Genomic DNA, 24,826 nt, shown 5'->3' on the forward strand with positions numbered 1-24,826 from the left:
TCTTCACCCTTTTTATCAATAAACCATGAACACTAAAACCGAAGCCAGAGAAGGCCTGTGGATACAGACCTATATCGGCATCCCTTTCTATCCCCTGGACCCACGCCCGGAGGAGATCAACATCATCGACATCGCCCACGCGCTCTCCAACATCTGCCGATTCGCAGGGCACACTAACGCGTTCTATAGCGTAGCCCAGCACTCGGTATTGGTAAGCAAAGCCTGCGACCCGAAAGACGCGCTGTGGGGCCTGCTGCACGACGCATCGGAGGCATACTGCGTGGACGTGCCGAGCCCCATCAAGCAGAGCTCCGGTATGGTGCCCTACCGCAAGATAGAGCGGGAAGTGATGAACTGCGTAGCCCAGCGCTTCGGGCTGCCGTTTCAGAAACCGGCATCAGTAAAACAGGCCGATTGCGTGCTGCTCCACACCGAGAAAAGGGACCTGCTCAATTCTGGCATCGCGCATTGGCCGGACGAAGCGGAGCCGCTGGAGGAAAAGATCGTTCCGCTTTCCCCTGAGCAGGCCAGGCTCACCTTCATTCAGCGCTTTCTGGAGCTCACCGGCATGCATTGGGAGGTGGACACGCAGAAAGTAAGAAAGATGTACGAGAAACGGATGGCAGGCCGATGATGCTCAGGCGCCCAACCCCCAAACGGCCCGATAACCAGAAGGTAAGCCCCATGGCGCTGGTTGTAGTGGGCGCGGTACTCCTGCTGGTGCTGCTCAGGCCCCAGGACGATGACCCGATCGTGACAGGTCTGGTGATCCCGCTGATCGGGATGCTTGCCGGAGCCCTGCTCTTCGCCTGGTACGAGACCAACAGACCCGATAACGAAGAACAGTAATCACCCATGAGAAAATTTATACATCAATTCCTGCTGACAATTGCCCTGGCAGGCTGCCACGGCAGGAAGAAACAAAGCAAGCAATCAAATGTCAGAAACTGATGAAGTTGTGAAATGCACCAGGTGTAGAAACAAACACAAAGTAAGTGAGCGCATTGATGTGCGCGATAAAAAGAAAAGCTACTTATCTCATTCTTCCTGCCCTAAATGTTTAGGCAGGGTATTCACCAAAAACTAAAGGATCAATCAAATGAACGAAAACAAAAAAACACTAGAAGGCAAGAACATTGATGAGTTAAGGCAAGCTCTCTCACCAATAGTGAAAGAGCTTGTAAGGGAAGAGCTGGAGTCCATTGCCAGAAATGCTATTACTGGAGTCAACAATATACTGGCAGGGATGGAAATTACAGTTCCAGCTTCAGAATGGGGTGATCAGGCCCAACCAGAAAAGACTGACCTCGGTAGTTCAGCGTTACGGTATCCGCCTGAGACAACCCAGCCCTGAGCAGGGACTGCATAAGCGGAAGTCCCATCTTGAAAGTTAGGAAAACATGCGATGGCTTCTCTGTTTCGGCTATGTCGCTTGACTGTGACACATGCTCACAACACTCCTCTAGCACGGCTTTTAACAGCGGAGGAAGCACAACCTCAATTTTCTGGGTTACAACCTCATAAAGTTCTTTTTCACTCATAAGTCCTAATGATTTTAAAGTTTGACAGCTTAAACATAGGACTTTTTGCCCGGATGGCATACTCCCCGGTTCAAGTCCGGGGCGGGCACCAAAACCACTACAAACCATTTTACCAATCAAACCAATGCAAAAGATATTACCCTGGCAAAACAGGCGGCTCCACCAGCTGCTAACTGAAACAGGCCTGGCAGATGAGAAAAAAGAGCTGGTGCGGGATTACAGCCGCATCAGCTCCGAGAGCAGCAAGGACCTGCTGATCAACGAAGCCAACAGCCTGATCCGGCACCTGGAAGAACTGGTACCGGAAAAGAATGACCCCTCGGACGCGATGCGCAAAAAGATGATCATGTACGCCCACAAAATGAAGTGGCAGCTTGTAAGTGACAAAGTGGATATAAAGCGCCTGGATGGCTGGTGCACCCACTACGGGCTGTACGGCAAAAAGCTAAACGACCACACCTACCTGGAGCTCACCAAGCTGGTGACACAGTTCGAGCAGGTTTACCAGAGCTTCCTGCTCGGCATCAACAAAACATAAAGAAAATGTCAGAGGCAAGCGTGTTTATAGCGGGGCCTGCAGGAGAGCAGCAGATACAACTTTCTGTTACCAGCGGCATGACAGCTGAGCAAATAGCGGATATGCTGCACGGCCTGGAGGCGCTCACCAACTTCCTGCACAGACTGCAATCCAAAAAAGGAAAAGAAAATGAATCAGGAGAAATCAATTTTTAAAATCAGGAGCGAAAAGCTGAAAGGCTACGCCGAATTCGTGTTCATGGAAGGCACCTTAACCGAGCTGAAGATGAACTTTAAATCACCTTTAAACGCTGTGCAAAAAGAGCTGTTTAAACTTAATTTCCCGTTTCAAGTCGATGATCTGGATAACTTCCGAAATATCGGTTTCAAGGTCATTGAAAAGGATATGAAAAAGCAATATACCAACGGCAATAAAGTAGCTTTGTGGGGAAAGTATTACAGCAGGTACGTGAAGAAGAAATGCCAGGGCAGTGATCAGCTTCCTACCACTTACAAGATCATGCCAAAGGAGATCGGGATGCTGTCAAATGTTGACGTCTCGGAGCAGCTTTTGACAGCCTACTTTGACTGTGAGGAATGGTGGTGCAAAACCAAGAGCGTTGGCAACTACGTGAGCCGGATCAATGAGGTAGAGCTGTTGCTGAGCGCTGTTAACTCCTCCACTTCCAAACACCCCAATAAATGGGACCCGGATTACTTTAAAAGAATAGACAGTGCTGTAGCGCAGGATTACTTCAGGCACCTCCGGGAGATGGGCTTCACGCCGGTAAAAGCCAAGACAGGACATATCATAGACTGGAAATAAAGACAAAAAATGAAATACGTATCCATCGACATCGAAACCACCGGCCTTGACTGGGACAAATGCCAGGTGCTGGCCATCGGGGCCATCACCGAAGACAGCCAGGATCCTAAACCGTATCAGAAGCTGCCAAAGTTCAGGTGGCTGATCAAACATGATACCCTGCACTGGGAGCCGGTGGCCCAGGCCATGAACGAGAAGCTCATGCAGGAGTTTGAGCATCCACTGGTGAGCAGGACCTTTATCGAAACCCCGGGTAACGTGGTAATGATGCTGCGCATGTACCTGGAGGCTACCGGTTTTCCGGTGGAGAAAGGGAAAGTGAGAGTATTGGCAGCGGGCAAAAACTTCTCCGGATTCGATAGGCTCTTTCTGGAGCGCCTGCCGGGCTTTACCGACCTGATCAGCCTGAAGCGGAGAACGCTGGACCCGGCGATGCTTTACACCGACCTGCTCCACGACCAGGAGCCGCCAAGCCTGGAAGAGTGTAAGCGCCGGGCAGGTATAGAAGACACAGCCGTAACGCACGACCCGCTCCTGGATGCCTGGGATGTGGTTAAGTTGCTTAGGAAGAAGTACTAGAGCGGCTCGGGCATGTAGGGATATACTTTTAAATAAATTTAAATAATAATATATTTGAGTATATTAATACATGTCCGAGTCATCTATGCAAACACTCCTTCAGTTTAATACCCAGTCTTCAATGCCGGAATCCCTACAGACACGCACCAAACGCCGCGAAAGCACCATCCGCCTTTACGACTCCATCAGGGCTGAGTATACGCGCATGATGGGCGTTAAGCGCAATGGCGTGAGGCTGTGGAGCCAGGAGTTTATTCTGCAGGAACTGGCCGATAAGTTTTACAAAAGCCCCAAAACAATCGAAAACATCATCTTTAACCGTGTATAACATGAGACTTTTAAAAAAATTAACCTTTTTTGCTCTTGCTTCAATAGTTCTATACAGCTGCTCTGAGTCTGAAGCAAATAATACATGCAGTTACAATACAGCCACTATGACAGCGGCATACGTAGGTAGCGATGACCTAATTAGTAAAGAGGAATTAAATGATTGTTTCTCCCTAAAGGAAGTTGACCCAGCATTGAAATTGTATGAAATATCAGGAGTACAATCTAAGGATAAACTGAAGGTCTCTTTCTATGTTGAAGAGAATAACACAGTCAGATTCCTAGATATCAAACTTGGAGATAAGTTATCCCAATGGCGTTCTAATAAAAAACATGATATTTATTTTATTAATAAGAATGATACTTTAGGTTTTATTTTCGCTGACCGTTATAATCCTAATTTAAAAATAAAAGGATCGATAATGTTTGTTAAATAGTGTATCTAATCTACCCTAAATAAAGGCTCGGATGGTTCTACCTCCGGGCCTTTTGCATTTTGTACCTCTACGTCACTGATCGCCCCGTCCGCGTACTGCTTCTGAGCTGCATAGTCGGTTAACAGGCACTCAAAGCTTTGCTGGTACAGATTACCGGCTCCTCCCGTATCCACAGGCGCAAACCCAGTTCTCCGCATCTCACTGTAGTTCTCACCGCTGCCACCGTGCAGTAACTTATGCACATCGTTGAGCAGTTCCAGGAAGCCAAGGGCGCTCCCCTGGTTCCAGCTCCCTTTATAGGTGTCGGCAAAGGTCTCGTAATAAATATAGGTATCTACCTGGAGCCTTACCTGCTGCACCTTCAGGCCCGTATCAGCTGTGCTGAGTATCCGGAAGCCGAGAAAAACAGCGGGTGTCGGGAATGGGTGCTCTTCATCCAGGAAGTTCACCTGGTTGTGCCACAGGTCCACCCACTCCACGGAGGGTAGGTTAGCGCTGATCAGCTCGGATAACTCAATGAATAGGTCTTTCCAGTTTTGCATGGCTACTTAAATTTTAGGCTCTTGAGATTCGTTTCGATGGCTGCCACAATGGCTTTGTCAATGTTCTTGTTCAATGTTTCGCTGTTGCCGATGTACTGGCGCTGTGGAATTTTGATGGTGAGCGCCTGCTTTTTAGTAAGAGCCAGCCCTTTCCACATCTGCTTCCCGGTAGACTTGTACATGTACCAGAAGTACTTTTTCATTTTGGGTGTCACGCGCACGGTTATAACACCCCCATTATTCTGTATGGCAGCATACGGCAAACCATCTCCAGCAGCGATCTCTACCCGCTGTGCTGTAACTTCTCTGGCATGTATGCCATCCATCAGGCTATTGGACAGGCGCAGCAGCTTATGGCCTGCGTCGTCCCGCCTATTTGGCCAGGGAATAAAGCTGCTGTCCGTGAAACCCTGCTTCAGGAAACTGCCTTTGAAATGGCTGATCGCCTGCCCGGCCACATGCTGCGAGATGGATTCAAAAAGGCTTCTGGAGAGCGCTTCAAAGTCAGGCAGAGGCGGTCTATGGTTCGTCATTTAAATGCCGGTTAACTATTGTTTAAATAATTCGTATATTTGAGCTCCTGGGGGCGGAGCAATCCAACCCCGATCCAATGGGCAGATGACTTCGGTTATTTGCCCGTTGCTATTTTAAGCACCTCCTTCTCAAAGGCTGAGTACCCTTCCTTTATAATATCCCTGCTTATTTTAGCTGCTTTGCCTCCGTTGGTGAGAATCAGGAACTCCACCTTCTGGTAATGGTTGAACCTTGCCCACGCCTGTCTTGTAAAGGCCTGCACGTTTCCGGAGCTCAGTCGGAAGCTCAGGTCTATGATCAGGAATGTTTTCTCTTCATCACGCAGCTGTCCCTTTTTACCCAGTTTATCATCGAAGGCATTAGCCGCAGCGCGTGCCCCGTTCCTGCTTTTAGGTTTGATCCGGTCACCTTTCAGGCCGTCAATCTCAAACTCCGGGTTCTTGTGCTTCGGAAGGTTGACATGGGGCCTGATCCTGGAGGCGAAGCCCAACTCATCGGCGATCAGTTTTGCTGCTTCGAAATTCTCCGCCAGGTCAGCTGTATCGGCAAAGATGCTCACCTCTACCTTGGCACCGCTCTTGCCTTTGTGCACAACCTCATAAGGAGCATAGGCCTTCGTCTGCTCGAAAGCCTTCTCAATGCCCGCATCTTTGGCCAATGCAAAATATGGGGCGGTGCTGTTACCACTCTCTTTAAACACCTGGCCACCCTTGCCTACGTTTATCCGGAACTCAGGCTTTACCTCAGGCACGTCATCGGGGATTTCTGCACTTGGCCTTTCGGCACTCTGCACCACATAACAGCGGCATCTCCAGCCGTTCGGGGGATAGTACCTGTCCCAGAACCTGCTCCCTAATGGAGCAATGATCCCATCGAGTTTGCGGTGCTCGTCCCGCACCCTGTCATCCCGCTGCGTCTTATACTTCAGGTTCGGGAAACGCTCCTGGTCACGCTCGTATACTTCCCAATTGGCTGCATGGTAGCCAGCCTGTTTTGCTGTCTGGTACTCTGCCTGCAGGTAATTCACATTATAGCCCTGGTTCAGCTCCAGCGCCTCTGCCAGGAAGTCCTCCCAGGGCCGCACTTTCCCGTCCTTCTCCAGCCTGTCATTCAGCTCTACCAGCTGGGCGTAGCTTTTAGCCCCGGAAAACCTGAACAGGTTCCGGCGCATCTTTAGCACCGTGTCGTTCGGCTGTCCATCATCGCCTATCACCTTAAACCCTTTGCCGTACCCTTTTGCCGCACCCTTGCTGATTTCCTGGTACGTGCCCTGGATTAGTTCCTGGCTAAGGTCCTTCGGTTTCAGTTTTCCCTCGTACATCTGCCTGGCCAAAGTTTTGTATGCTTCCTGCCACTGGGTCAGGTCAATGGCGTGCAGGGCCACCCGGGCAGGCGTGCAGCCGCAATGGTGCTCTTCCGTTTTGTACCAGGCACTAACGGAAGCCCAGAATGAGCGACGACTGATGGCCGACAGGGCGGCATCTACTTTTTTACGGGGTTTTCCTCCCCAAACCCGCCGCTTTGCTGCCTTATGCCTAGAATAGGAATGCCTGTTACCTGGCTAATATACTTCGGATCAATATCATACTGCGTACCCAGCTTGATGACCGTATCGATGATCTCCTTCTGGGAAAGGCTCTCGGTGTTATCCCACTCGAAGTAGCGGTTGGCAAGAGGGGCATACACCGGGCTGAGCTTGATCAGGCGGGGCTTTATATGGGCGTTGAAGATATACTTGAAGAACAGCTTATCACTGTCATAGCGGTCCTTAGCCAGGCGGTACTGGATCTCGGCGGAGCCCACAAAAGCCTTCTCATCCGCTATGCCGCTGCCACCCAGCACACGCTTACTGATCTCGTTGTTTGCCCGGTCAATCAGCTTGTCGAATGTGTTATAGGCATCCACCCCTCCGGTGTTCCCGATCTCAAACTTCTCCTGGCCCCGGCCTACCATAAAGTGGTTGCTCCGGAAGTTGGTGGCCGCGTCAAAGAGCTGCTTCAGGCGGGAGTCATCCTCCCGGTCGGTGGTGATGAAGATGGGGGGAATGCCGAACTTCTCGATGTAGTCCAGCCAACTGCCCAAACCCAGCTTTTTAGCCAGGACAATGGTCGCCAGCTTTTCCAGCATGCCCAGGTCATAGTTTTTCCCTACCTGCACGTAATGGTCCGCAAAGGCCCCTTCGCGGTAAGGCCAACCGTTGATCTCGCCCGGCTCTTTGGTAATGATGCCTTTCCTGGCGTTAAAGTACGCCTGCGGTATTTCCGCTATTTCTGCCAGTTCCCCTTCGGTTGTGGTTTCAAAGAGCTCGATGAGCGTCGTGCCCTGGAAGCGGCTGATAAGCACCAGCCGGATCAGGTCCTCGAACCAGGGGCGCTCGAAAAGCCAGGAGATCTCCGGGTCTTCCTTACCCTGGTCATCCACCAGTTTGAAGGCGGAGCGCTGCACATACAGGATGCGGCTGTCGATCACCGAGGCAAGGTGGTTGTCCAGCATCAGGTTATCGTACAGCGTGGCCAGCTGCATGCGGTTCGGCTCTTCCGGGTCGGTGGCTGCGGCCACCGCCTGTTTCCACTCCCGGAGGGTTTGCGCCTTCAGGTCTTTGGGCTGGTAGGTTAATTGGCTGCTGTAGCTTTCGGTGCCACGTCTCATGGCGGCCTCCACCAGTATTCTGCTGTCCTGAGCCATGCTGATCACACGCTCCTCAATCTTTTGGTATATTCTGTTCAGTGGGTTCATGGCCGTTAAATGTAAAAGTCCCTGTTAGAGTTGTTGCCGTACATACTGGTGCTCACGGCGCTGCCGTTGGCATCGGTAAGCAGCGGCAGTTGTAATTTGATCCTGCCGGTGTGTATCTTCTCCAGCTCCTTCACCGCCCAGGCGTAATCCTCTTTGATATCACTGCTTACCTTCCGGGCCGCATTGCGCCTTAAAACCCTGTAAAGCGTCAGCTTACATATAATGTCGATGAGCACGATGTTCCGGATAGGCTCGCTTTCCGAGAAGATCAGGCCCGTGTCATACTTATCCTGCAGCATGGTGATCACCTGCTCAACCGCTCTTTCCTCGGCTTTGTCCAGGGTGTTTCCCGCATCCTGGGAACTTTCATCAATCAGCCGTTCGTAGGCATCGGTGGTCAGGTCATCGAGAGTAATGTATTTCATATCCGTTCGTTATGGTGCTTAATTTTGCCTGATAGGTAGCCTCCGGAAGTGGTACCAACGCTAATGTGCTTTTCCAGGAAGGCAATGCACTGCTCATCCGCATCCGGAGCGTCATCATGCGTATTATAGCCTGGCTCAATGCCGTAAAGCTGGTTTAGCCCTTCCTGTGTGTCATTGTCCGCATACATTTTAGAATTATGTCGAATGCGGTTATTCTGGTACCGGGGTTGCATGGTCAGAATCCTGTCATATTTTTTACCCCTGGGTGTGGGTACCCGCATGATCGGGAACATAACCCCCATCTCCCTGGAAACCTCATCAATGGTGCGTTGCACCTCGTCATTCCAGAACTGGGCTTCATATTGCCAGTGTATGATCACGGAGTCCGGCTTGTTCTTCTGTACATCACAGATATAGCGCACAGCTGCTGCCATCTTTGTTTGCTTGACAAAGCTCTGGATGTACCAAAAGATATTCTGTTTATCAAGTCCCCATATCCTTACCGCGTTGTAGTCGCTGGAGCTGTTGCCAGCATAGGCAATATCCCAGTGGCCCACGATGGCCTTCAGATGGTCAAGGCGTGGAAGCTTGTCCCAGATAACCTGTTCCTTGGTAAATATCTTCCCTTCTACATGCGGCTCCTGTGCATATTCAGCCAGTACGGCTAACCTGCCATACTCTTCTTCCAGGCAGCGGTAATAGTTATTGTCGTACTTTCCTTTCCAGGCGGGCTCATAGGTAACTTTATCATAGGCCGGCACATGGCTCACATACCAGTTCGGCTGCTGGGCCTGCAGCTCTGTCTGGATCATTCGGGGCGCAAACTTGTTATTGGAGTATAACAAGCGTCGCCTCGGCCCATCCATAGTAGGTCCTAGATCCCGCTTCACCCAGTTGACATATTTATCCTGTCGCTTCGGGTTGGCAATGGTTTCCTGGGTCTCAATATCATCAACGACACACAGGTTCGGGCGCTGTGAGCCAATTCTAAGGCCACGGACACTTTGCCCGATACCGGCTCCTTTACCTATAAAGGATTTCAGGCCATGCTTACTACAGCCTTTCGTCCGGAAATCACCGTATTCCCAGCAACCGTCCAGCTTTTGTTCGCCAAAGTCTTTAATGATCTGTGGGTTTGCTTCGAACTCTGCCTGCAAATCCCCGATCAGCTGCTTTCCCTTATCCAGGTTCTGGCCTACCAGCACCATGTAATGGGCCTCGTCGTTTATCCAAAGCCAGAAGGGGATGATCACATCGCACCAGACGGATTTTGCCAGGCCACGACCCCACTGGGCAAATGCCTTGATGGTAGGATCACCTTTTACCTTGTTGGCAAACTTTACCTGGAAGTCAGCGGATTCAGATGTCGCGTAGTGCGGGAAGTACCTTTTCACCATAAAGGGCACATCTTTTTTGCTCCGCTCTATGGCTGCTCTCTGCTCTTCTGCCGTTTCAAAGGCGCTGACAGAGGAAGCTGAGCGTATTAATTCCAGCTTCTTGAGGTACTGTTCTAAAGCCAGTTTATCCTTCTTCTTCATCAGCCGAGCTTTTTACTAATGAATTGGGCATGGCCTTCCTGAAAATCCAGGGTCAGGAGGTAAAGCTTCTCGTCATAAGCACGCAAAGAAGCAAACAGGTCATCCATCACGTCCAGGTACACGCTCAGGGAGATGCGGTTGTTTTTATCCATACTCTCCAGCGCTTTGTTCATTTTGCTCACCTGGTCAGCCAGGGAGGCGGCATCTTTGTCGAGCAGGAACACCGTTTTCTGGTCTCCGGCATCCAACGCTTCCTTTCGCTGCTCATCGATCTGGAGCCGCTGTTCCGCCAGGTTAGAGATCACCCGGCGGATGTTCTCCAGGCCGTTGGGCGCTGAGTTAACACGGGCATCCCGCTCTGCTTTCCAGCCATGCTTAGATACCCAACTGCTAACCGTCTTCTCTGACACTTCCAGCAGCTGGGCTATTTCTTTACCGTTTTTGCCCCGGTTGACAAACATGTCACGCGCTATGCGACGCTCTTTTTCCTTTGCCATTTGTCCTTTCTTTTATTCAAAGGTGCAAACGGGGCATGACCTGCGCCAATCGCAATTCCAAATCAGACCGTGAATCCTACCAAATCAGACCGTGAAACTTACTGAAATGGGATGCCGATTTTTTTTACTTCCCTTCTGCTGCCACTTTTGGACTCTCGAACAGCAACAAGCGACAAAGCACAATGGCTAAACCAAAGCAGAAATATGTAACACAGGTAACAGCGGAATCCCGCGAGGGGAAGGCATTCATCAGGATAGTGGATACAATCTCCGACTACGGCGATGCGAGCTCCCATGAGGTAAGGAAGATCGTGGATACGGGGATCAGTGCCGGGGTGACCTCCGCCGAGGTGTACATCAACAGCCGGGGCGGCAACTGCTTTGAGAGCGCTGAGATTGCCAACGAGCTCGCACGATTTGACTCAGTTGAAATAAAAGTAGGGGCTGTGGCCGCATCGGCTGCCACCTACCTGCTTGCCCGCTTTCATTCTACAGCAAAACCAAACAGCCAGTTCATGCTACATCGCCCCAAACTCGGTACATACGGCGACCTTGTGAGCATCAAGGCTGATTTGGTGCTGCTGGAGAATACCACGGCGGATTACAAGAGCAGCTATGCCAAGAAGATGGGCATAACTGAGGAGGAAGTGGAGGCCCTGTGGGCCAATGGTGACCTGTGGCTCACGGCGCAGGAAGCGTTGAAGCGCGGCCTCATCAATGCGATCGAGGACACGGAAGACCTTGCCGTGTCAGCTGAGGACAAAGCCCTTCTGGAAGCCTGCGACGCGCCGGTGATCCCCCAAGTAGCACAACCTATAAAAATCAATAAAGAAGTGGATAGACTAAAACTAATCGCGGCATTGGGCCTGAGCGCAAATGCCACCGATGAACAGATCATCGAAGCGGCTGAGGCGGCAAAGAAAACAGCCGATGCCTCCGCCGATGCTGTCAAGACAGAGGCAGAGCAGAAAGCCGCCAGAGTAGAGGCGCTGGTTAACAAGGCCATTCTGGAGGACAAGAAAATAAAGGCTGACCAGAAGGACCATTTCGTGAAACTGGCCACGGCTGACTACGACAGCACCAAAGCTATTCTGGAGGCGATGTCCCCGATCGGCAAACTGTCGGCGGAGCTGAGCCCGAGTGGTAGTGGCGGCAGCCCGGAGCGCAAGAACTGGACGCTGGAAGATTACCTGGACAAAGACCCGCAGGCCTACCAGGACATGCTGAAAGACGAACCAGAGCAGGCCAAGCGCCTGGAGGCGGCTTATTTCGGCGGCAAGTAAATCAATTAGCAACGCATATAACATAGATACATAGCATGGCACAATTACAGAATGAGCTGGCCGAAAAAGAGCTGATCAAGAAATTCAGACATGATACCTCCTGGCTGGGAGAGCTAAAGCCGAAACAAGGCTGGGTGAACAACGATGTGATCAAGATACCACGCCAGGGCGCTGCTCCGGAGGTGCTGATCAACAACCAGGTGTACCCGATCGTGAGCAACAACCGTGAGGATGACTTCATTGTTGCCTCCCTGAACAAGTATGACACCACCAACACCACGGTGTCGGATGACGAGCTGTACGCGCTGCCTTACGAGAAGCTCAATGACGTGCAGGTACAGCACCGTGAGGAGCTGGAAGATCAGACGGCGGTACATGCTTTATACAGTATAGCGGTGGCTGAGGGTACGGCCGATACCCCGATCCTGGAGACAACAGGCCCGGACGATGGCACCGGTCGCAAGCGCCTGATCACGGCGGACCTTATCAATTTCGGCAAAAAACTCTCTGACTTGAAGGTGCCTTTGGCTGGCCGTGTGCTGGTGCTTTCAAACGAGCACTACTACGACCTGCTGCTGGAGGATGCCAACAGGGAGAAAGTGTGGGGCAACCCGGCGGAAGGCAAGCTGACGGCGAACCTGGCTGGCTTCAAGCTCTACAGCGTGGTTTACTCCCCGACTTACACGAAAGACGTGGGCGGTGTTTGGAAAAAAGACGCTTACGGAGCGGTAGGCGCTGGCAAGCAGGTTTCCGTGGCATTCTACAACAAGAATGCGGTGAAGGCCACCGGCTCTGTGAAGCGTTACGCCCGTGAGGCGGAGAAAGACCCGGAGAACCGCCGCAACACCATCGGCTTCAGGCTGTACTTTATCGCCTGTGCCATAAAAGACGAAGGCTTCGGCGGCATTGTATCAGGCGCTGTGGCTTAGTAGTTCTTTGATTTAATGGAAATAGGAAGGGCTGTGGTGGTATAGCCACAGCCCTTCCTGTTAAAAGGCAAACATGAGACAGATCAAATACATCGTGCTGCATTGCACGGCAGGGCCGCAAAGCCAGAAGCTAGCCGAGATTGAGCGGTACTGGAAGCAGGTGCTCAACTGGAAGCAAAAGGGCTATCATCATTTGATAGCCGCTGACGGCACCGTGCATGACCTGGTGCCGGTGGAGCAGCCATCCAATGGCGTGGCGGGCTACAATGCCACCAGTATCCATATCAGCTACATAGGCGGTGTGGATGCAAAGGGCAAGGCAGTTGATAACAGGACCGTGCCTCAGAAGCGGGCGCAGCTCGCACTGGTGCTGAAGTACAAAGAGCAGTTCCCCAACGCTGTCGTGCTGGGCCACCGCGATTTCAGCACCGACAAGAACGGCAACGGCATCCTGGAGGAATGGGAGTGGATAAAGCACTGCCCGTGCTTCGATGTGCGTGACTGGCTCAAAAGCCTTGGCAAGGAACTCAGTGTCAGGCCTACGGGCATCGTCTACAAACTCAACTATCCGCTCATCAAGGACAGCACTGCAAAGGTAATCCAGGAAGCCCTGAGTCTGCATGGCTATAAACTTGTGGCAGACGGGGTGTTCGGGCAAAAGACACACGAGGCTGTTATCGCCTTCCAAAGTAAAAACAGGCTGCTGGCAGACGGGGTCGTCGGGCCAAAGACAGCCGCTAAACTCAACATCAAGCTTTAACTATATGAAAAACCTGTTCTTCTTATTCATGGCGCTGGCCATGTGCCTGCTCTCGTGCCGCTCGGCAGAGCCCCGGGAGCGGCAGATCACCGAGAAGGTGACGATCGAAAAGAGCGTCATCCAACGGGACACGACGATCACGGCGCCTGGTGCGGCTGCTACTGTCTCTGTTCCTTTAAACGACATTGCAAAGGCTTTTAAAGAGCCCGTCACGGCCCGGAACAGACAGGCGAATGTCACGATCCGGAAGGTAAACGACCAGCTGGAGGTAGACTGCCGGTGCGACTCGCTCAGTATAGCGGCCCGGGTCAGGGACACCTTAATAAAAGAGCAAAAGGAACGAGTCACCCAGCTGCCCCCGGAGCGGGTCAGGTACACCCCCTGGTACCTGAAGGCACTGGCCACGATAGGTGGCATAGCCCTGGGACTGACGACAATTGTAGCAGTGTTCATTTTTATCAAACCATCCCATGAAAAGATATTCTAAAGCCGAGCTGCAGGAAGCAGCGAAAAGCCACTTTAATAAACTGAAGGTAAACAAGCTGTTTGCCACCTCCGACGGGCAGTTCTTCCTGCTGCAGAACAGGGCCGAGCTGCATGCCGGAAAGGGCCTGACAGTTTACAAGCTGGAGAATGAAGCCGCCCCTGAAACAGAGGAGGCAAACGGCAAAACCAAAGCGCCTGTCCTGACGATCAAGCAGCTCTCTGAGCTTGTGGCAGGGATGGAGAGCGTGGAGGAGCTGCAGGCGTTGCTGCTGGAAGAGGTGGCAGGCCCGAACCGCGTGGGTGCGGTGAAAGTAATCGAGGAGCAAATCGCTAAACTGACTGCATAATGAGTTTCGAAGGAGTAAGTATAAACAAGAGAAACGGAGGCCTGGGCGGCACCAACGACAGCACGGATAACATCCTGGCTCTGGTCTATGCGATTGCCCTGGCCAGCCTGCCGGTGGGTGTCGAGCATCACAAGCCTTACGAGCTGTTGCAGCCGGGCGATGCCGAGGCACTCGGGCTAAATGAGTCCTTTGATGCCAACAACGGGGTGCTGGTTTATCACAGCATCACCGAGTATTTCAGGCTTGCCCCGGAGGCGAGGCTCTACCTGATCCTGACACCGGTTGCCGCACCGTCCGCTATCATCGGGAATGCCGCCGTAAAGGCTGCGCTGCGTGAGGCAAAAGATGTGAAAGGGCTGGGCATCGCAGGCACGGTGGAAACCGTAGCCGCACTGGCCAGTGAGGCAGAGCCTGTGCAAGGCGTGATCGATGCCTTCCGGGCAGAGCACCGTTTGCTGGACTTCGTTATTTTACAGGGTGTTGGAGGCGCACTCCCGCTAGCCATAGCGGACTACCCGGACCTGCGCACGGAGATCGCTCCAAATGTGAGCGTAAGCGTTGCGCAGGACCCGGGAATAGCGGCTCTTGACCCCGCTTATGAAAAGTACGCGGACATGGGCGCGGTGCTGGGAATGCTGGCTGTAAGGGGCGTGAACGAGAACCTTGGTTCTGTGAACATCATCCGGAAGCCTTCCGGCCGCAAAGGCGAAGCAGACTATCCGCTGACATCGGGCGCATTGAAGCGCTGGGAGTCCGCAGCCCTGAGCGACGGCACAAAGGTAAGCACCCTTTCTCCGGAAGACCGGAAAGCGCTTACCGGCAAAGGCTATATCTATGCGGGCAGCTATGACGGGTATGACGGCATCTTCTTCAACTCCTCGCCTACCGCCGTTGAGAAGGCGAGCGACTACGCCTATATAGAGCGCAACCGCGTCTGGAACAAGGCGGCAAGGCTTATCCGGAGCACCCTGCTCCCAGAGGTGAAGGGAGTGGTGAAGAAAGACCCGACCACCGGCTACATCAAGTCAACCACGATCTCCCGTTGGAGCGGCCTGTTGAGCGCGGCACTTGAGAAAATGACTGCTGCAGAGGAGATCAGCGGCTTTGGCGTGTACATCAACCCGAAACAGGTGCTCAGTGAGAGCAGCCCCCTGGTGATAGCCGCCAGCGTGGTGTCGGATGACATTGTGCACGAGTTTGAAGTGGACCTGGGATTAACAAAGCAAGTTTAAGCAGATGAATCAACCTACTATAATCAACAAGTTCGGTCGCATGACCGGGTGGAACAGCATCACGACCAACGCGATGGGCCGTGATCTGGAAGGCATCTCATCCATCAAGTATGACGATGAGGTAGCCAAGGAGAACATTCGGGGTGCGGGCAGAATGCCCATCGGGCGTGGGGAGGGCAACTATGAGCCGCAGTGCTCACTGGGCCTTTACAAAGAGGAGATAAACGCCCTGCAGCTTTCCCTGCCTCCTGGCAAGCGGATTCAGGACATCGCCCCCTTTGACATCACCGTGCAGTATGAGTTGCCGGACGGCAGGATCACCACGGACCGCATCCGGAACTGTGAGTTCACCAACCGAGGCGTGGACGTGAAAAACGGCGACGGTTCCATCAGCACCGAGTACAAGCTGATCTGCTCACACATTGACTGGAATGTAATCTAAGAATCATGAAAGAGACGAAACCGCAGACATATGCCGAGATCACTCCTGAGCAGATTCAGGACTGGAAGGCAAGACATGGCCAGGACAGCCTGGCAGTGGCGACTATCAAACGCGAAGACGGTACGACCGCACGCTTTGTGATCATCGAGCCGGACCGTACCGTGCTGGACCTGGTGGGGCAGCACGGGGTGGCAAAGAACGTGATCTCCTCTAACAAGGTGCTTATCTCCAACTGCGTGCTGGGTGGTGATATGGAGATCATGCAGAAATCAGGCAGCGTTTACTCAGCCCTGCTCAAGGAGATCAACACACTGGTAAGGAAAACGGAAGTTTCTGTAAAAAAGCTTTAACCTCCAGCAGGCTCTTAACCAGTGAAGAAAGCGACTTCGCCTATGCCAAGTGGAATGCCCTTCTCAGGTATCATTACAAGGTAGACCCGGAGTCGCTTTCTCTTTCGGAGTGGGCAAAGCTGGTGGAGGAGTACAAGTTTGTCCGCCACATCGATAACACGAATTTTAAAAATAACCTGAGGAAAGTATTGGGTGAGCTGCTCACCGCGCTTTACGGGGAAAAAGAATAAACATGGCCAACACTGAAACCAACTGGATACTGAACCTGGTGGACCGCATCACGGCACCGATGCGAAACATCACGGCTGCCACCAATGTGATGGAAGAGGCCATTGAAGACGTGAATGCCGCCGTTCATCTGAATGAGCGGGACACTAAAGTAGCTCTGGAGAAAGAGAAGGCGCACCGCAAAGAGCTTATTGAAAAAATAAAGGAGCAGGAAAAGGTAGTACATGACCTGGATGATGCCATGAGTGGCATAGCTCCTGGTAAACTATGGGCAGAGGCAGGTGCCGAGGTGGCGAAGGCAACCCGGAAACTGGAAGGCTACCAGCAGGCATTGGAGGGTGCCGAGGCCGATATTCGAGATTTAGAGCAGGCGCAAGATAGATTTCTTGATAATAAAAAAGGTTGGGAGACTGCTATTACTGGCATCAACCAGTTTGCGGAGCTGGCAGAGAAGGCGGTGAACGCTCTGAACTTTGCCCATGAGATCCGGGACCTGCAGACCAATATCCAGCGGATGACCGGGGCCACCGGGGATGAGCTGGAGGAGATGACCGGACAGGCACACCGCCTGGCGAAAGTCTATAACGAAAGCGGTGAGGATATCGCCAGGGCCGCAAACGCCGTGTCCAAGCAAATGCAGATCCCATTTGAGGAGGCGCTGAACCTGATTGATCAGGGCTTCCAGAAAGGGGCTAACCTGAACAGGGACATGCTGGATCAGCTGAAGGAGTATGGGCCACAGATGAAGCAAGCTGGAATTAGTGCAGCCCAGGGTATTGCTATTATGGCAAAAGCCGCTCAGGATGGAGTCTATAGTGACAAAGCTCTTGATGCAATCAAAGAAGCAGGTCTATCATTGAATGAATTGGGTAAACCTCAAATTGAAGCTCTCGAGGGAATAGGCATAAAAGTAGAAGACATTGCTCATAAAACATCGTTTCAGGCTGCTCAGATGATCAGCAAGGCGATGCAAACGGCAACAGTGCAAGCCCGTCAAATGGCGCTAACCGATATCTTTAAAGGAGCGGGTGAAGATGCCGGTCTAGGCTTTATCATGGGGCTGAGCGAAGTAGATATGAATCCTGAGAACATTCCGTCGGTGCAGCAGGCCAACGAAGGGATGAACAGTTTTCTGGCCGACCTGCAGACCAGCATTGCCACGACATTTGGTGAGTCCACAACCTATGTGCAGGGCTTTGCGATGGGGGCAGTAGGACTAACCAGCACGATAGAGCTCGTTAAAATGCTGAGCTCCGTCACCTGGATACAGAATGCGGCATCCAAGGCAGCAGCCGGTGCCCAGTGGCTCTGGAATGCCGCCATGAGTGCCAACCCGATCGGGCTGGTGGTGATCGGCTTGGCCGCGCTCGTCGCCGGGATCATGGTCGCCTGGGATAAGTCGGAAGGTTTCAGGAAAGTTGTTTTTGGTCTCTGGGAAACGTTCAAGCAGGTATTCACCAACATCGCAGGATTGTTTAAAGCTGTTTTTGCCCCCATCGGAGAGGCGATCTCAGCAGTGCAGGAAGGCCGGTACATGGATGCCGCCAAGGCTGTGCTAAAACTCACACCTGTTGGGATGGCTGTTTCAGCAGGTAAGTACATAGCAGAAGGAGGCCTGACGAAGGGAGTAGTGGAGCAATACAGAAAAGGCGAAGCAGACGGTGTGGCATCCTTCGCCAACTCGCAGCAGGAGAAGGGCTCCGATCAGAGCCTGCTCGCCCAGACATTCGGCCCCACAGACTCCCCGGTACTGGATGGCATTGTTAACACAGACGAGGGCAAAGGTTCAAAGGATGGCCTTTCTATCTCCGGATCAGGAGGCGGTAAGGCAATCACGATGAACCTGGAAATAAAGAATTACTTCAATAACGTGAGCAGCAAGCTTGATGTGCGCAAGATAGCAGATGAGGTGGCTGGTGTGATCAATGACAGGCTCAGGGATGCCGCAATAGAACTATAATGGACGGACGATTTTATTTATCTGAGTTATTTTCCCTGGCATTCGGCGTTAACAGCCCTGTCTTCCTGCCTAACCCGGTGAACCTGGATAAGCTCACTTTCGGTGAGGGCAAAGGCTATGACCCTTCTATCGAAAACTTTCAAAATGAAGTTTCCCCTTTTATAGGGGTTAAAATGAAGGAAGAGTCTGAACTTGTAGTAAAGGCAGAGCAGAGAACCATAAGCTGGATGGGAACTCCTATCGTGTACCCTTTCACCTTCAAAGGGGGCAGCTATAAAAGATTCACTCCCGGTGGTGAACTAGAAAATTTTAACCTGTCAGACTTTATGATGCCAGCTGCCACACTCGTGGATTTCAGCAGGGCGAAAATTATCAAGAAAACACCCATCAATGGCGGCAATGGCTCTGTGAAGGAGCTCTATAGCTTTGATGACTGGAGAATCCGTATCCGGGGCCTTTGCCTGGATGACAACACCCGCAAGTTCGCCAAGACTGCCGTGGAGCAAAAGCAGGAGCTGTTGAAATGGGAGCAGGTAGCAGGTAGCGTGAATGTGATAGGATCACTCTTCTTTGAAAAGAACATACTGGCTCTCTCCATCAATGAAGCGCGCTTTCAGCAGCTGGAAGGAAAGCCAGGCGTGATACCTTTTGAGTTAGAGTGCGAATCAGACGAAGACCTAAAGATGATCTTATGAGAGTGATGGTCACCAAGATCGTTTTCCCTGCCAGTTCCTACAGGAAGGAAGAGATTGTATTGAGGAAAGTTAGCAGTGTCTACATCAAAAGCACTTTTAAGGAGCTGACCGGCAGAGCCGAGATAACCCTGCCTAGAAAGGTAAGTTACTTCGACAGGTTTAACGTGAAAAATGTCTTTAGGCTTGGTGATCCGGTCATCATCAGCCTGGGTTACGATGACCAGTTAGAGGAAGAGTTCCGGGGTTATGTGGCCAGTGTTTCTGCCGACATCCCGATAGTGATAAAATGTGAGGATGAGATGTGGAAGGTGAAGCGCATACCGGTAAACTTCAGTGCGGCATCTGTCACACTGGACGGTCTCCTGAAGGCCATTTGCCCGGGCTATCAGATCGACGCACTGGAAGGCGTGCAGCTTGGGGGGCTTCGTCTGGCGAAAACAACGGTAGGCCAGGTGCTGGAGAAACTGAAGCAGGAATTCAACCTGTACTCCTACATGAACGGGAAAGAGCTGGTTTGCGGCAAGTACTACGCCAGGAACACCGGCAGGCCCCTGGTGAAGTTTCACCTGGAGCGCAACCTGGTCAGCAACGGCCTTACTTACCGCAGCAAGGAGGATATCCTGGTTAAAATCAAAGCCATCAGCATTCTGAAGAATGGCAAAAAACTGGATTTTGAGATTGGCGAGGACGGCGGGGACCGGCTGGATCTGACTTACTATAACATTGAAGTGAAGGCGGAGCTGGAGAAGCTGGCAAAGCTTGACTATGAGAAAAGAAAGCAGGACGGGTTTGATGGGAGCATCACAGGCTTCGGCCAGCCTCGGGTGCTGAATGGCTGGAAGGCAAAGCTGACCAGCACCCTTTATCCGGACAGGAACGGGAGCTACTACATTGAAGGAGTGGAGAAACTCTTTGATGAGGAAGGCTTTCGGCAGGAAATTAAACTCGGGGACAAAGCAGTATGAGCAATGGCAGCAACATAGATAAGCTGGCCAGTGCACTGAGCCAGAAAGCAAAGAGCCATGTGAAGGTGCAAACGTGCTGGGTGGAGGCTGGCGCGGTGGACTGGGATAAGAAAACGATGACAGCTAAGGGCCTTACCGATGATCTTGACTTTCATGATATCAGTTTGGGCCTGGGCTCTTTCTACCGAAAGCCTAAAGCGGGCACCAGCTGCCTGATCGGGCTGATCGAGAACCAGGATGCGGCCACCTTCCTGATCGATGCCGAGGAAATAGAGGAAGTGGCTTTCGCTACGACCGGCTCTCAGCTGATCATGGCTCCGGAGGGCTTTGAGCTGTCACGGGAGAATGAGAGCCTGAAAAAGATACTCGACAGCCTGATCGATGAGGTGCTCAAGATTTACGCACCCATGAACAAGCCGGGTTTGCTGGCATTAAAACAGCGTTTAAATACCCTTTTAACAAATTAACATGGCACTGGATACGCAAACACTCAAAGCGGATTTAAAGCAGCTCTACAAAGATGCCAGGGATAGCAACGATGGCGAGGATGCGGCCCTTGATGCTTTCATTGATAGAATGGGCGACCTGTTGGAAGCCTATGTGAAGTCAGCGGAAGTGAAGTATACCAACGGATTGCTGGCTCCGAATGGAGCTGTTACAGGCGTTTTTAACCACACCATATCATGAACAACGACATACTGCTCGATTCGGATGATGACCTTCTTATGCAGAACGGGGACTTTGCTGACGGGGAAAGCGACATGCAGGAAGTGGGCATTATACTAAGGCTGAACACGGGTGATCTGCGAAGTGATCCCACGCTGGCCCCTAACCTGGTCCGGCTGATTAACTCCAAGGCCAGTGAGCAGGAAATACAGACCATCATCAAAGGCAGCTTAGCCCAGGATGGCAAAGACTATGAGCAGATAAAGGAATTTATAAAGTTTAACACCAAGGTAAATGGAAAAGGTTAATTATGTTTTGAAGGGCTTTGGCTACAAGAACATGACGGATTATGGCACCACAGTCTTTAAAATAGACGGGTTCTGGCTAAAGCTAAGCATGCTCCTGGGAGGGCTCAGGCTCTTTCTCGAAGATCAGACCGGTTTGGATCTGACAGTGTGCATTGCCTTTGTCTTTCTCATCGTGGCAGAGTTTCAGAGCGGGCTCAAGGTATCCATGAAAGTAAAAGGGGAAAAATTCAAGTCCCGGAAGTTCGGACGCATGCTGCTGAAGATCGGCACTTACCTGGTGATCGTGATGATACTGCACGCCTTTTCCATCAAGATGCTGGTACCGGAAATTCTCGGCTTTGAGATCAACCCTTTCCTGTGGCTTTATTATACGGTTTTTATGGGCATCGTTTTCCAGCTCTTTATTAGCTGGATGGAGAACCTTGGGTGCCTGGGCTATAAAGAGACAAAGACTATCGCGGGCTTCGTGCTCCGGAAGTTCAACCGGTGGTTTGAGTTCGACGGAAGCAAAGACAACGGGAGCGAATGAGAGCCATTGAAGGACAGAGCCTGGTAGACTTATGCCTTCAGCAGTATGGTACACTGGAGGCGCTGTTTGACTTTGCCAACGGTAACGGGTTCTCCATTACCGATCAGCTGGTACCAGGGCAGGAAGTGCAGGCCGTTCCTGTCGACATCAAGCTGCCCAACTCGGATTCTCTTGATAAGAAGGCTCCCAAGTTTACAGTAATAGTTTCTGAAGGGCAAAGCCTGCTGGACCTGTGCCTGCAGGAGTATGGCTCGCTGGACCTGCTCTTTGAATTTTCAAACAGTAACGGTTTCCCGATCACGCAGGAACTCGCCCCAGGGCAAAGGCTTTTCCCTTACCCCGAAATATTGGACGCAAAGAAGCCGATGGTGGATTACTTCAGGGCACACAGCATCAGAGTTAACACAGGAAACATAGGAAACACCGGTGAGCCTCTTCCGGAGACATTGGAAGGCATTGGCTACTGGATAATAGAAGAAACATTTAGAGTAAGTTAAAAATGGCACGGACTATAGATCAGGTTTACCAGGCGATCATGCTGGAGAAAAGCTTTCATTCTGAACTGGACGCACTCTCCAGTGAAAGCAAAGTGGCTATATACAAGCTTTGGGCCTATGTGACGGCGGTCGTGATCTGGTCGCTCGAGAAGCTCTTCGACCTGCATAAGGAGGAAGTGGATGAGATCATCGCCACCAAAAAGCCACATGGAGAGCGTTGGTACCGAGACATGGCCCTTGAGTTTCAATATGGGCAGAACCTGGTACCGGACACCGGCGAGTATGACAACACAGGCCTGACAGAGCAGCAGATAGATGAGCGCAGAATCGTGAAGCAGGCCGCTGTGACCGAAATAGATGGAAGGTTAAGGATCAAAGCGGTAACAGAGGTAAACGGTGAATTCGAGCCCATGAGCCCGGATCAGGTGGCTGCCTTCAAGGAATACATAGAATTAAGAAAGGACGCTGGTGTTAAGGTAACGGCAGAGAGCCTGGAGCATGATTCTCTCAAGCTTGAACTGGAAATCTGGTATAACCCGCTTGTGTTGCGTGCTGATGGGGCTCGAATTGACGGCGCTGATCAGCAGCCTGTTAAAAACGCCATTAAACAGTATTTAAAGTCGCTTGAGTTCAATGGGGAGTTTGCCAATACCCGCCTGGTTGATGAGCTTAAGAAAGTGGACGGCGTTGTGTTCCCTGTTATCAAAACCTCCCAGGCAAAGTATGGCCTGCTCCCTTACACCCAGATAGATGAGCGGTATGTGCCTGATGCCGGGCATTTACGAGTAGACGACGCTGACCTTAAGATAACCTACAGGGAGTATGTATAACATTGACTTTAATAAGCTGATCCTTTGGCTCCTTCCCAGTTTTTTGAGGAAGGCTAAAATCTATGCCTGGCTCCGTTCGCTTTGCGCTCCTGTTATTCAGCTGGCAGAGCAGTTTTTGAAGTACCGGGATGCCAGTATCTATAAAATCAACCACGGCCCGGAAGTGTGGAGCATGCAAAAGGTGCTCAACGACAGGTTCGACAATGCTTTGCGTCGCATTTACATTACCGATGGCTACACAAAGGACAGACTCTTTATTTATACAAAGGAAGAGGATAAGCCCAAAGCACTGGGAACCCTTCACCTGCATAACCGAAACGACTACTCCGATACCGGGGTCGACTTTATTGTTTGGGTGCCGAATGCTGTTCCGCTGACGGCCTCCAACATGTACGAACTCAGATCACTTGTTAATTTTTATAAACTAGCCAGCAAGCGCTACACCATCTACAGAATATGAACCAGATAGACTTCACCCAGCAAGGCGGCTTCCCTTTTGACCAGGGTATACTGGCCTTCCTTCAGGACTCCATACTTACAGCGGCAAACGGTGCTCACCTGGGCGGCCAGACCTACGTGCTTTCAGGATGTGCCGAGAACGGCGGCAACGTGGATAGCGGCGTAGTCGTGATCAACGGTGAGATTCTGCCTTTTCTCGGTGGTGCCAAGCAAGACAAAGTGGTGATCGTGGAAGCAGCTGAAAGCCTGAACTACGAAGATGGATCAGCATACCCGGCCATCGTGCGCAGGCATGCCACGTTTGGCGATGACGGCGTGACAAACCTTTTGTGGGCTAACTTCAAAAAGAACACTTCGGAAGGCGTACTGGCCAGGCTCGAAAGACTGGAGAAAGTAGCCGCCCCTTTTTTAGCGGTTAAAGATGTGAACGGCGTGGAGCACCGGGGCGGCATGGTGCTCTGGAAGAAACCGGCGAATCTGATTCCTCCTGGTTGGGCTGAAGTAGTGGACTGGAGAGGCCGCTTGCCGATGGGTTATGATCCGGCTCAGGTAGATTTTGACACAGTAGGCAAAACAGGCGGTAACAAGCAGCACACCCTGACCACTGGCCAGCTCCCTGCTCACGACCATGCCAACGGATCATTTAACCAACTGCTCAAAAAGGCCTCCTCGTCAGGAAATCAGACAGTGGGAGGCACTGATAACGACAATTACCTGAACGAGCCGAACGTGATCTCTTCCGGCACTATCTCGCCTGTCGGGAACAACCAGCCATTCTCGCTGCTCAACCCTTACAGAGTGGTGATGTTCATTGAGTACACAGGCAATTAAAGACTGTTAAAATGGTTTTAAGAAACGTTTTAAAAGACTGGTTCGCCACCGGCAAAAAACCCACGGCAGCACAGTTTTCAGAGTGGTTTGACAGCTTCTGGCACAAGTCAGAGGATAAGATTCCCATCACCGCTGTTGAGAACCTACAAACGACACTGGCAGGTAAAGCTTCAAAGACAGACATCGATGCTGCCAAAGCACAGATCATAGACGGATCACCAGACGATACCCTGCTGAAGCTCTACAACAAAATTGTAGGGCTTCAGGCATTGTTGAACGGGGATGACCTGAACCTGGACAGCATTAAGGAGATCAGCGACTACATCAAAGCAAACAAGGCGCTGATTGATTCGATCACAACCGATAAGATCAGCACCGCTGCTATTTACAATGCCCTGGATCAGGCAACAGCAGGTAAGGTACTAGATGCCAGGCAAGGTAAGGCGCTGAAGGATTTGCACGATGCATTAGCTGCCACTGTGCAGAATCATGAGACTAGGTTAGCGGCATTGGAGGCGAACCCTACAGGTG

The 24,826-nt window shown here is 51.7% G+C and carries 36 protein-coding genes; 27 read left to right on the forward strand and 9 right to left on the reverse strand.

Annotated features, from left to right (window positions below; genetic code table 11):
• Positions 1-25: 25 nt before the first annotated feature.
• Together AC4BAN_RS16205 and AC4BAN_RS16210 are read left to right on the forward strand one after the other, a co-directional pair.
• Entirely contained in the window at positions 26-634 is a 609-nt protein-coding gene (locus AC4BAN_RS16205; protein ID WP_490565460.1) for a hypothetical protein, read from the forward strand.
• Complete coding sequence (locus AC4BAN_RS16210; protein WP_490565461.1) at positions 631-849, forward strand: hypothetical protein; 219 nt, start codon at positions 631-633, stop codon at positions 847-849. The genes AC4BAN_RS16205 and AC4BAN_RS16210 overlap by 4 nt, the downstream gene beginning before the upstream one ends.
• A 404-nt stretch (positions 850-1,253) precedes the next feature.
• Here AC4BAN_RS16210 and AC4BAN_RS16215 read toward each other — a convergent pair whose 3' ends face one another.
• Positions 1,254-1,541, reverse strand: coding sequence for a hypothetical protein (locus AC4BAN_RS16215; RefSeq protein ID WP_490565462.1), 288 nt, complete (start codon positions 1,539-1,541; stop codon positions 1,254-1,256).
• A 124-nt stretch (positions 1,542-1,665) separates the two neighbouring features.
• Here AC4BAN_RS16215 and AC4BAN_RS16220 point away from each other — a divergent pair, with 124 nt between their 5' ends.
• From AC4BAN_RS16220 to AC4BAN_RS16245, 6 genes are all read left to right on the forward strand, one after another.
• On the forward strand, positions 1,666-2,079 hold the full coding sequence (locus AC4BAN_RS16220) for a hypothetical protein (protein ID WP_490565463.1): 414 nt from the start codon (positions 1,666-1,668) through the stop codon (positions 2,077-2,079).
• Between the two features lie 5 nt (positions 2,080-2,084).
• Positions 2,085-2,273 (forward strand): hypothetical protein, encoded by a 189-nt coding sequence (locus AC4BAN_RS16225; RefSeq protein ID WP_490565464.1) that lies wholly within the window; start codon positions 2,085-2,087, stop codon positions 2,271-2,273.
• On the forward strand, positions 2,248-2,883 hold the full coding sequence (locus AC4BAN_RS16230; RefSeq protein WP_490565465.1) for a hypothetical protein: 636 nt from the start codon (positions 2,248-2,250) through the stop codon (positions 2,881-2,883). Before AC4BAN_RS16225 ends, AC4BAN_RS16230 begins: the two co-directional genes overlap by 26 nt.
• 9 nt (positions 2,884-2,892) lie before the next feature.
• Positions 2,893-3,462, forward strand: a complete 570-nt coding sequence (locus AC4BAN_RS16235) for a hypothetical protein (protein WP_490565466.1) — start codon at positions 2,893-2,895, stop codon at positions 3,460-3,462.
• Positions 3,463-3,583: 121 nt separating this feature from the next.
• Positions 3,584-3,790 (forward strand): hypothetical protein, encoded by a 207-nt coding sequence (locus AC4BAN_RS16240; protein ID WP_490565467.1) that lies wholly within the window; start codon positions 3,584-3,586, stop codon positions 3,788-3,790.
• Position 3,791: 1 nt separating this feature from the next.
• Positions 3,792-4,226 (forward strand): hypothetical protein, encoded by a 435-nt coding sequence (locus AC4BAN_RS16245; protein WP_490565468.1) that lies wholly within the window; start codon positions 3,792-3,794, stop codon positions 4,224-4,226.
• Between the two features lie 5 nt (positions 4,227-4,231).
• On the opposite strand, the gene AC4BAN_RS16250 is transcribed toward AC4BAN_RS16245, so the two are convergent.
• From AC4BAN_RS16250 to AC4BAN_RS16280, 7 genes are all read right to left on the reverse strand, one after another.
• A complete protein-coding gene (locus AC4BAN_RS16250) occupies positions 4,232-4,768 on the reverse strand; it encodes a hypothetical protein (protein WP_490565469.1) in 537 nt (178 codons plus the stop codon).
• Between the two features lie 2 nt (positions 4,769-4,770).
• Entirely contained in the window at positions 4,771-5,301 is a 531-nt protein-coding gene (locus AC4BAN_RS16255; RefSeq protein WP_490565470.1) for a phage virion morphogenesis protein, read from the reverse strand.
• A gap of 95 nt (positions 5,302-5,396) precedes the next feature.
• Complete coding sequence (locus AC4BAN_RS16260) at positions 5,397-6,686, reverse strand: phage head morphogenesis protein (protein WP_490565471.1); 1,290 nt, start codon at positions 6,684-6,686, stop codon at positions 5,397-5,399.
• A gap of 98 nt (positions 6,687-6,784) precedes the next feature.
• The gene (locus tag AC4BAN_RS16265; RefSeq protein WP_490565472.1) at positions 6,785-8,038 is read right to left on the reverse strand and encodes a phage portal protein family protein; all 1,254 of its coding nucleotides are present in this window, start codon (positions 8,036-8,038) and stop codon (positions 6,785-6,787) included.
• A gap of 5 nt (positions 8,039-8,043) precedes the next feature.
• Complete coding sequence (locus AC4BAN_RS16270) at positions 8,044-8,463, reverse strand: phage protein Gp36 family protein (RefSeq protein ID WP_490565473.1); 420 nt, start codon at positions 8,461-8,463, stop codon at positions 8,044-8,046.
• A complete protein-coding gene (locus AC4BAN_RS16275; protein WP_490565474.1) occupies positions 8,460-10,001 on the reverse strand; it encodes a hypothetical protein in 1,542 nt (513 codons plus the stop codon). The genes AC4BAN_RS16270 and AC4BAN_RS16275 overlap by 4 nt, the downstream gene beginning before the upstream one ends.
• Complete coding sequence (locus AC4BAN_RS16280) at positions 10,001-10,498, reverse strand: DUF1804 family protein (protein WP_490565475.1); 498 nt, start codon at positions 10,496-10,498, stop codon at positions 10,001-10,003. The genes AC4BAN_RS16275 and AC4BAN_RS16280 overlap by 1 nt, the downstream gene beginning before the upstream one ends.
• A 182-nt stretch (positions 10,499-10,680) precedes the next feature.
• Between AC4BAN_RS16280 and AC4BAN_RS16285 the strand changes: the two genes are divergently transcribed.
• From AC4BAN_RS16285 to AC4BAN_RS16295, 3 genes are all read left to right on the forward strand, one after another.
• The gene (locus AC4BAN_RS16285; protein ID WP_490565476.1) at positions 10,681-11,781 is read left to right on the forward strand and encodes an ATP-dependent Clp protease proteolytic subunit; all 1,101 of its coding nucleotides are present in this window, start codon (positions 10,681-10,683) and stop codon (positions 11,779-11,781) included.
• A gap of 35 nt (positions 11,782-11,816) precedes the next feature.
• Positions 11,817-12,710: a hypothetical protein gene (locus AC4BAN_RS16290; protein ID WP_490565477.1), complete on the forward strand. Its 894-nt coding sequence runs from the start codon at positions 11,817-11,819 to the stop codon at positions 12,708-12,710.
• A 73-nt stretch (positions 12,711-12,783) separates the two neighbouring features.
• On the forward strand, positions 12,784-13,470 hold the full coding sequence (locus tag AC4BAN_RS16295) for a peptidoglycan recognition protein family protein (RefSeq protein WP_490565478.1): 687 nt from the start codon (positions 12,784-12,786) through the stop codon (positions 13,468-13,470).
• Here the strand turns inward: AC4BAN_RS16295 and AC4BAN_RS16300 are convergent, their stop codons facing one another.
• The gene (locus tag AC4BAN_RS16300) at positions 13,471-13,923 is read right to left on the reverse strand and encodes a hypothetical protein (protein WP_490565479.1); all 453 of its coding nucleotides are present in this window, start codon (positions 13,921-13,923) and stop codon (positions 13,471-13,473) included.
• 17 nt (positions 13,924-13,940) lie between these two features.
• Here AC4BAN_RS16300 and AC4BAN_RS16305 point away from each other — a divergent pair, with 17 nt between their 5' ends.
• From AC4BAN_RS16305 to AC4BAN_RS16380, 16 genes are all read left to right on the forward strand, one after another.
• Positions 13,941-14,303 carry a hypothetical protein gene (locus tag AC4BAN_RS16305; RefSeq protein ID WP_490565480.1) on the forward strand — a complete coding sequence of 121 codons (363 nt, stop codon included), beginning with the start codon at positions 13,941-13,943 and terminating at the stop codon, positions 14,301-14,303.
• The gene (locus AC4BAN_RS16310) at positions 14,303-15,535 is read left to right on the forward strand and encodes a DUF2586 family protein (RefSeq protein ID WP_490565481.1); all 1,233 of its coding nucleotides are present in this window, start codon (positions 14,303-14,305) and stop codon (positions 15,533-15,535) included. The genes AC4BAN_RS16305 and AC4BAN_RS16310 overlap by 1 nt, the downstream gene beginning before the upstream one ends.
• Before the next feature lie 4 nt (positions 15,536-15,539).
• Positions 15,540-15,977, forward strand: coding sequence for a hypothetical protein (locus AC4BAN_RS16315; RefSeq protein WP_490565482.1), 438 nt, complete (start codon positions 15,540-15,542; stop codon positions 15,975-15,977).
• Between the two features lie 5 nt (positions 15,978-15,982).
• Positions 15,983-16,327: a hypothetical protein gene (locus AC4BAN_RS16320; protein ID WP_490565483.1), complete on the forward strand. Its 345-nt coding sequence runs from the start codon at positions 15,983-15,985 to the stop codon at positions 16,325-16,327.
• A gap of 232 nt (positions 16,328-16,559) precedes the next feature.
• Positions 16,560-18,515 (forward strand): phage tail tape measure protein, encoded by a 1,956-nt coding sequence (locus AC4BAN_RS16325; protein WP_490565484.1) that lies wholly within the window; start codon positions 16,560-16,562, stop codon positions 18,513-18,515.
• A complete protein-coding gene (locus tag AC4BAN_RS16330) occupies positions 18,515-19,210 on the forward strand; it encodes a DUF6046 domain-containing protein (protein WP_490565485.1) in 696 nt (231 codons plus the stop codon). The genes AC4BAN_RS16325 and AC4BAN_RS16330 overlap by 1 nt, the downstream gene beginning before the upstream one ends.
• Positions 19,207-20,175, forward strand: a complete 969-nt coding sequence (locus AC4BAN_RS16335) for a hypothetical protein (protein WP_490565486.1) — start codon at positions 19,207-19,209, stop codon at positions 20,173-20,175. The genes AC4BAN_RS16330 and AC4BAN_RS16335 overlap by 4 nt, the downstream gene beginning before the upstream one ends.
• Positions 20,172-20,642, forward strand: coding sequence for a hypothetical protein (locus AC4BAN_RS16340; RefSeq protein WP_490565487.1), 471 nt, complete (start codon positions 20,172-20,174; stop codon positions 20,640-20,642). The genes AC4BAN_RS16335 and AC4BAN_RS16340 overlap by 4 nt, the downstream gene beginning before the upstream one ends.
• A gap of 1 nt (position 20,643) precedes the next feature.
• Complete coding sequence (locus tag AC4BAN_RS16345; RefSeq protein WP_490565488.1) at positions 20,644-20,862, forward strand: hypothetical protein; 219 nt, start codon at positions 20,644-20,646, stop codon at positions 20,860-20,862.
• Complete coding sequence (locus AC4BAN_RS16350; RefSeq protein ID WP_490565489.1) at positions 20,859-21,149, forward strand: hypothetical protein; 291 nt, start codon at positions 20,859-20,861, stop codon at positions 21,147-21,149. Before AC4BAN_RS16345 ends, AC4BAN_RS16350 begins: the two co-directional genes overlap by 4 nt.
• Positions 21,136-21,678, forward strand: a complete 543-nt coding sequence (locus tag AC4BAN_RS16355) for a phage holin family protein (protein ID WP_490565490.1) — start codon at positions 21,136-21,138, stop codon at positions 21,676-21,678. Before AC4BAN_RS16350 ends, AC4BAN_RS16355 begins: the two co-directional genes overlap by 14 nt.
• Positions 21,675-22,175, forward strand: a complete 501-nt coding sequence (locus AC4BAN_RS16360; RefSeq protein WP_490565491.1) for a hypothetical protein — start codon at positions 21,675-21,677, stop codon at positions 22,173-22,175. The genes AC4BAN_RS16355 and AC4BAN_RS16360 overlap by 4 nt, the downstream gene beginning before the upstream one ends.
• Positions 22,176-22,177: 2 nt before the next feature.
• Positions 22,178-23,005 (forward strand): hypothetical protein, encoded by an 828-nt coding sequence (locus AC4BAN_RS16365; RefSeq protein ID WP_490565492.1) that lies wholly within the window; start codon positions 22,178-22,180, stop codon positions 23,003-23,005.
• Positions 23,006-23,048: 43 nt separating this feature from the next.
• Positions 23,049-23,465, forward strand: a complete 417-nt coding sequence (locus tag AC4BAN_RS16370; RefSeq protein ID WP_490565493.1) for a hypothetical protein — start codon at positions 23,049-23,051, stop codon at positions 23,463-23,465.
• Positions 23,462-24,295, forward strand: a complete 834-nt coding sequence (locus tag AC4BAN_RS16375) for a phage baseplate protein (protein ID WP_490565494.1) — start codon at positions 23,462-23,464, stop codon at positions 24,293-24,295. Before AC4BAN_RS16370 ends, AC4BAN_RS16375 begins: the two co-directional genes overlap by 4 nt.
• Positions 24,296-24,306: 11 nt before the next feature.
• Positions 24,307-24,826, forward strand: a 520-nt coding sequence (locus tag AC4BAN_RS16380) for a hypothetical protein (protein WP_490565495.1), incomplete at its 3' end; no start/stop codon positions are given.

The organism is Pontibacter sp. GD13 (assembly GCF_058216355.1).

Bases quoted from the DNA above. Each gene is read 5' to 3' on its own strand.
- AC4BAN_RS16275 (WP_490565474.1), bottom strand. From the start codon at position 10,001: ATGAAGAAGAAGGATAAACTGGCTTTAGAACAGTACCTCAAGAAGCTG.
- AC4BAN_RS16315 (WP_490565482.1), top strand. From the start codon at position 15,540: ATGAATCAACCTACTATAATCAACAAGTTCGGTCGCATGACCGGGTGG.
- AC4BAN_RS16220 (WP_490565463.1), top strand. From the start codon at position 1,666: ATGCAAAAGATATTACCCTGGCAAAACAGGCGGCTCCACCAGCTGCTA.
- AC4BAN_RS16330 (WP_490565485.1), top strand. From the start codon at position 18,515: ATGGACGGACGATTTTATTTATCTGAGTTATTTTCCCTGGCATTCGGC.
- AC4BAN_RS16255 (WP_490565470.1), bottom strand. From the start codon at position 5,301: ATGACGAACCATAGACCGCCTCTGCCTGACTTTGAAGCGCTCTCCAGA.
- AC4BAN_RS16300 (WP_490565479.1), bottom strand. From the start codon at position 13,923: ATGAACACTGCTACAATTGTCGTCAGTCCCAGGGCTATGCCACCTATC.
- AC4BAN_RS16250 (WP_490565469.1), bottom strand. From the start codon at position 4,768: ATGCAAAACTGGAAAGACCTATTCATTGAGTTATCCGAGCTGATCAGC.
- AC4BAN_RS16305 (WP_490565480.1), top strand. From the start codon at position 13,941: ATGAAAAGATATTCTAAAGCCGAGCTGCAGGAAGCAGCGAAAAGCCAC.
- AC4BAN_RS16320 (WP_490565483.1), top strand. From the start codon at position 15,983: ATGAAAGAGACGAAACCGCAGACATATGCCGAGATCACTCCTGAGCAG.
- AC4BAN_RS16295 (WP_490565478.1), top strand. From the start codon at position 12,784: ATGAGACAGATCAAATACATCGTGCTGCATTGCACGGCAGGGCCGCAA.
- AC4BAN_RS16205 (WP_490565460.1), top strand. From the start codon at position 26: ATGAACACTAAAACCGAAGCCAGAGAAGGCCTGTGGATACAGACCTAT.
- AC4BAN_RS16210 (WP_490565461.1), top strand. From the start codon at position 631: ATGATGCTCAGGCGCCCAACCCCCAAACGGCCCGATAACCAGAAGGTA.
- AC4BAN_RS16365 (WP_490565492.1), top strand. From the start codon at position 22,178: ATGGCACGGACTATAGATCAGGTTTACCAGGCGATCATGCTGGAGAAA.
- AC4BAN_RS16345 (WP_490565488.1), top strand. From the start codon at position 20,644: ATGGCACTGGATACGCAAACACTCAAAGCGGATTTAAAGCAGCTCTAC.
- AC4BAN_RS16270 (WP_490565473.1), bottom strand. From the start codon at position 8,463: ATGAAATACATTACTCTCGATGACCTGACCACCGATGCCTACGAACGG.
- AC4BAN_RS16285 (WP_490565476.1), top strand. From the start codon at position 10,681: ATGGCTAAACCAAAGCAGAAATATGTAACACAGGTAACAGCGGAATCC.
- AC4BAN_RS16335 (WP_490565486.1), top strand. From the start codon at position 19,207: ATGAGAGTGATGGTCACCAAGATCGTTTTCCCTGCCAGTTCCTACAGG.
- AC4BAN_RS16340 (WP_490565487.1), top strand. From the start codon at position 20,172: ATGAGCAATGGCAGCAACATAGATAAGCTGGCCAGTGCACTGAGCCAG.
- AC4BAN_RS16375 (WP_490565494.1), top strand. From the start codon at position 23,462: ATGAACCAGATAGACTTCACCCAGCAAGGCGGCTTCCCTTTTGACCAG.
- AC4BAN_RS16225 (WP_490565464.1), top strand. From the start codon at position 2,085: ATGTCAGAGGCAAGCGTGTTTATAGCGGGGCCTGCAGGAGAGCAGCAG.
- AC4BAN_RS16245 (WP_490565468.1), top strand. From the start codon at position 3,792: ATGAGACTTTTAAAAAAATTAACCTTTTTTGCTCTTGCTTCAATAGTT.
- AC4BAN_RS16350 (WP_490565489.1), top strand. From the start codon at position 20,859: ATGAACAACGACATACTGCTCGATTCGGATGATGACCTTCTTATGCAG.
- AC4BAN_RS16310 (WP_490565481.1), top strand. From the start codon at position 14,303: ATGAGTTTCGAAGGAGTAAGTATAAACAAGAGAAACGGAGGCCTGGGC.
- AC4BAN_RS16355 (WP_490565490.1), top strand. From the start codon at position 21,136: ATGGAAAAGGTTAATTATGTTTTGAAGGGCTTTGGCTACAAGAACATG.
- AC4BAN_RS16230 (WP_490565465.1), top strand. From the start codon at position 2,248: ATGAATCAGGAGAAATCAATTTTTAAAATCAGGAGCGAAAAGCTGAAA.
- AC4BAN_RS16265 (WP_490565472.1), bottom strand. From the start codon at position 8,038: ATGAACCCACTGAACAGAATATACCAAAAGATTGAGGAGCGTGTGATC.
- AC4BAN_RS16280 (WP_490565475.1), bottom strand. From the start codon at position 10,498: ATGGCAAAGGAAAAAGAGCGTCGCATAGCGCGTGACATGTTTGTCAAC.
- AC4BAN_RS16240 (WP_490565467.1), top strand. From the start codon at position 3,584: ATGCCGGAATCCCTACAGACACGCACCAAACGCCGCGAAAGCACCATC.
- AC4BAN_RS16235 (WP_490565466.1), top strand. From the start codon at position 2,893: ATGAAATACGTATCCATCGACATCGAAACCACCGGCCTTGACTGGGAC.
- AC4BAN_RS16290 (WP_490565477.1), top strand. From the start codon at position 11,817: ATGGCACAATTACAGAATGAGCTGGCCGAAAAAGAGCTGATCAAGAAA.
- AC4BAN_RS16215 (WP_490565462.1), bottom strand. From the start codon at position 1,541: ATGAGTGAAAAAGAACTTTATGAGGTTGTAACCCAGAAAATTGAGGTT.
- AC4BAN_RS16325 (WP_490565484.1), top strand. From the start codon at position 16,560: ATGGCCAACACTGAAACCAACTGGATACTGAACCTGGTGGACCGCATC.
- AC4BAN_RS16360 (WP_490565491.1), top strand. From the start codon at position 21,675: ATGAGAGCCATTGAAGGACAGAGCCTGGTAGACTTATGCCTTCAGCAG.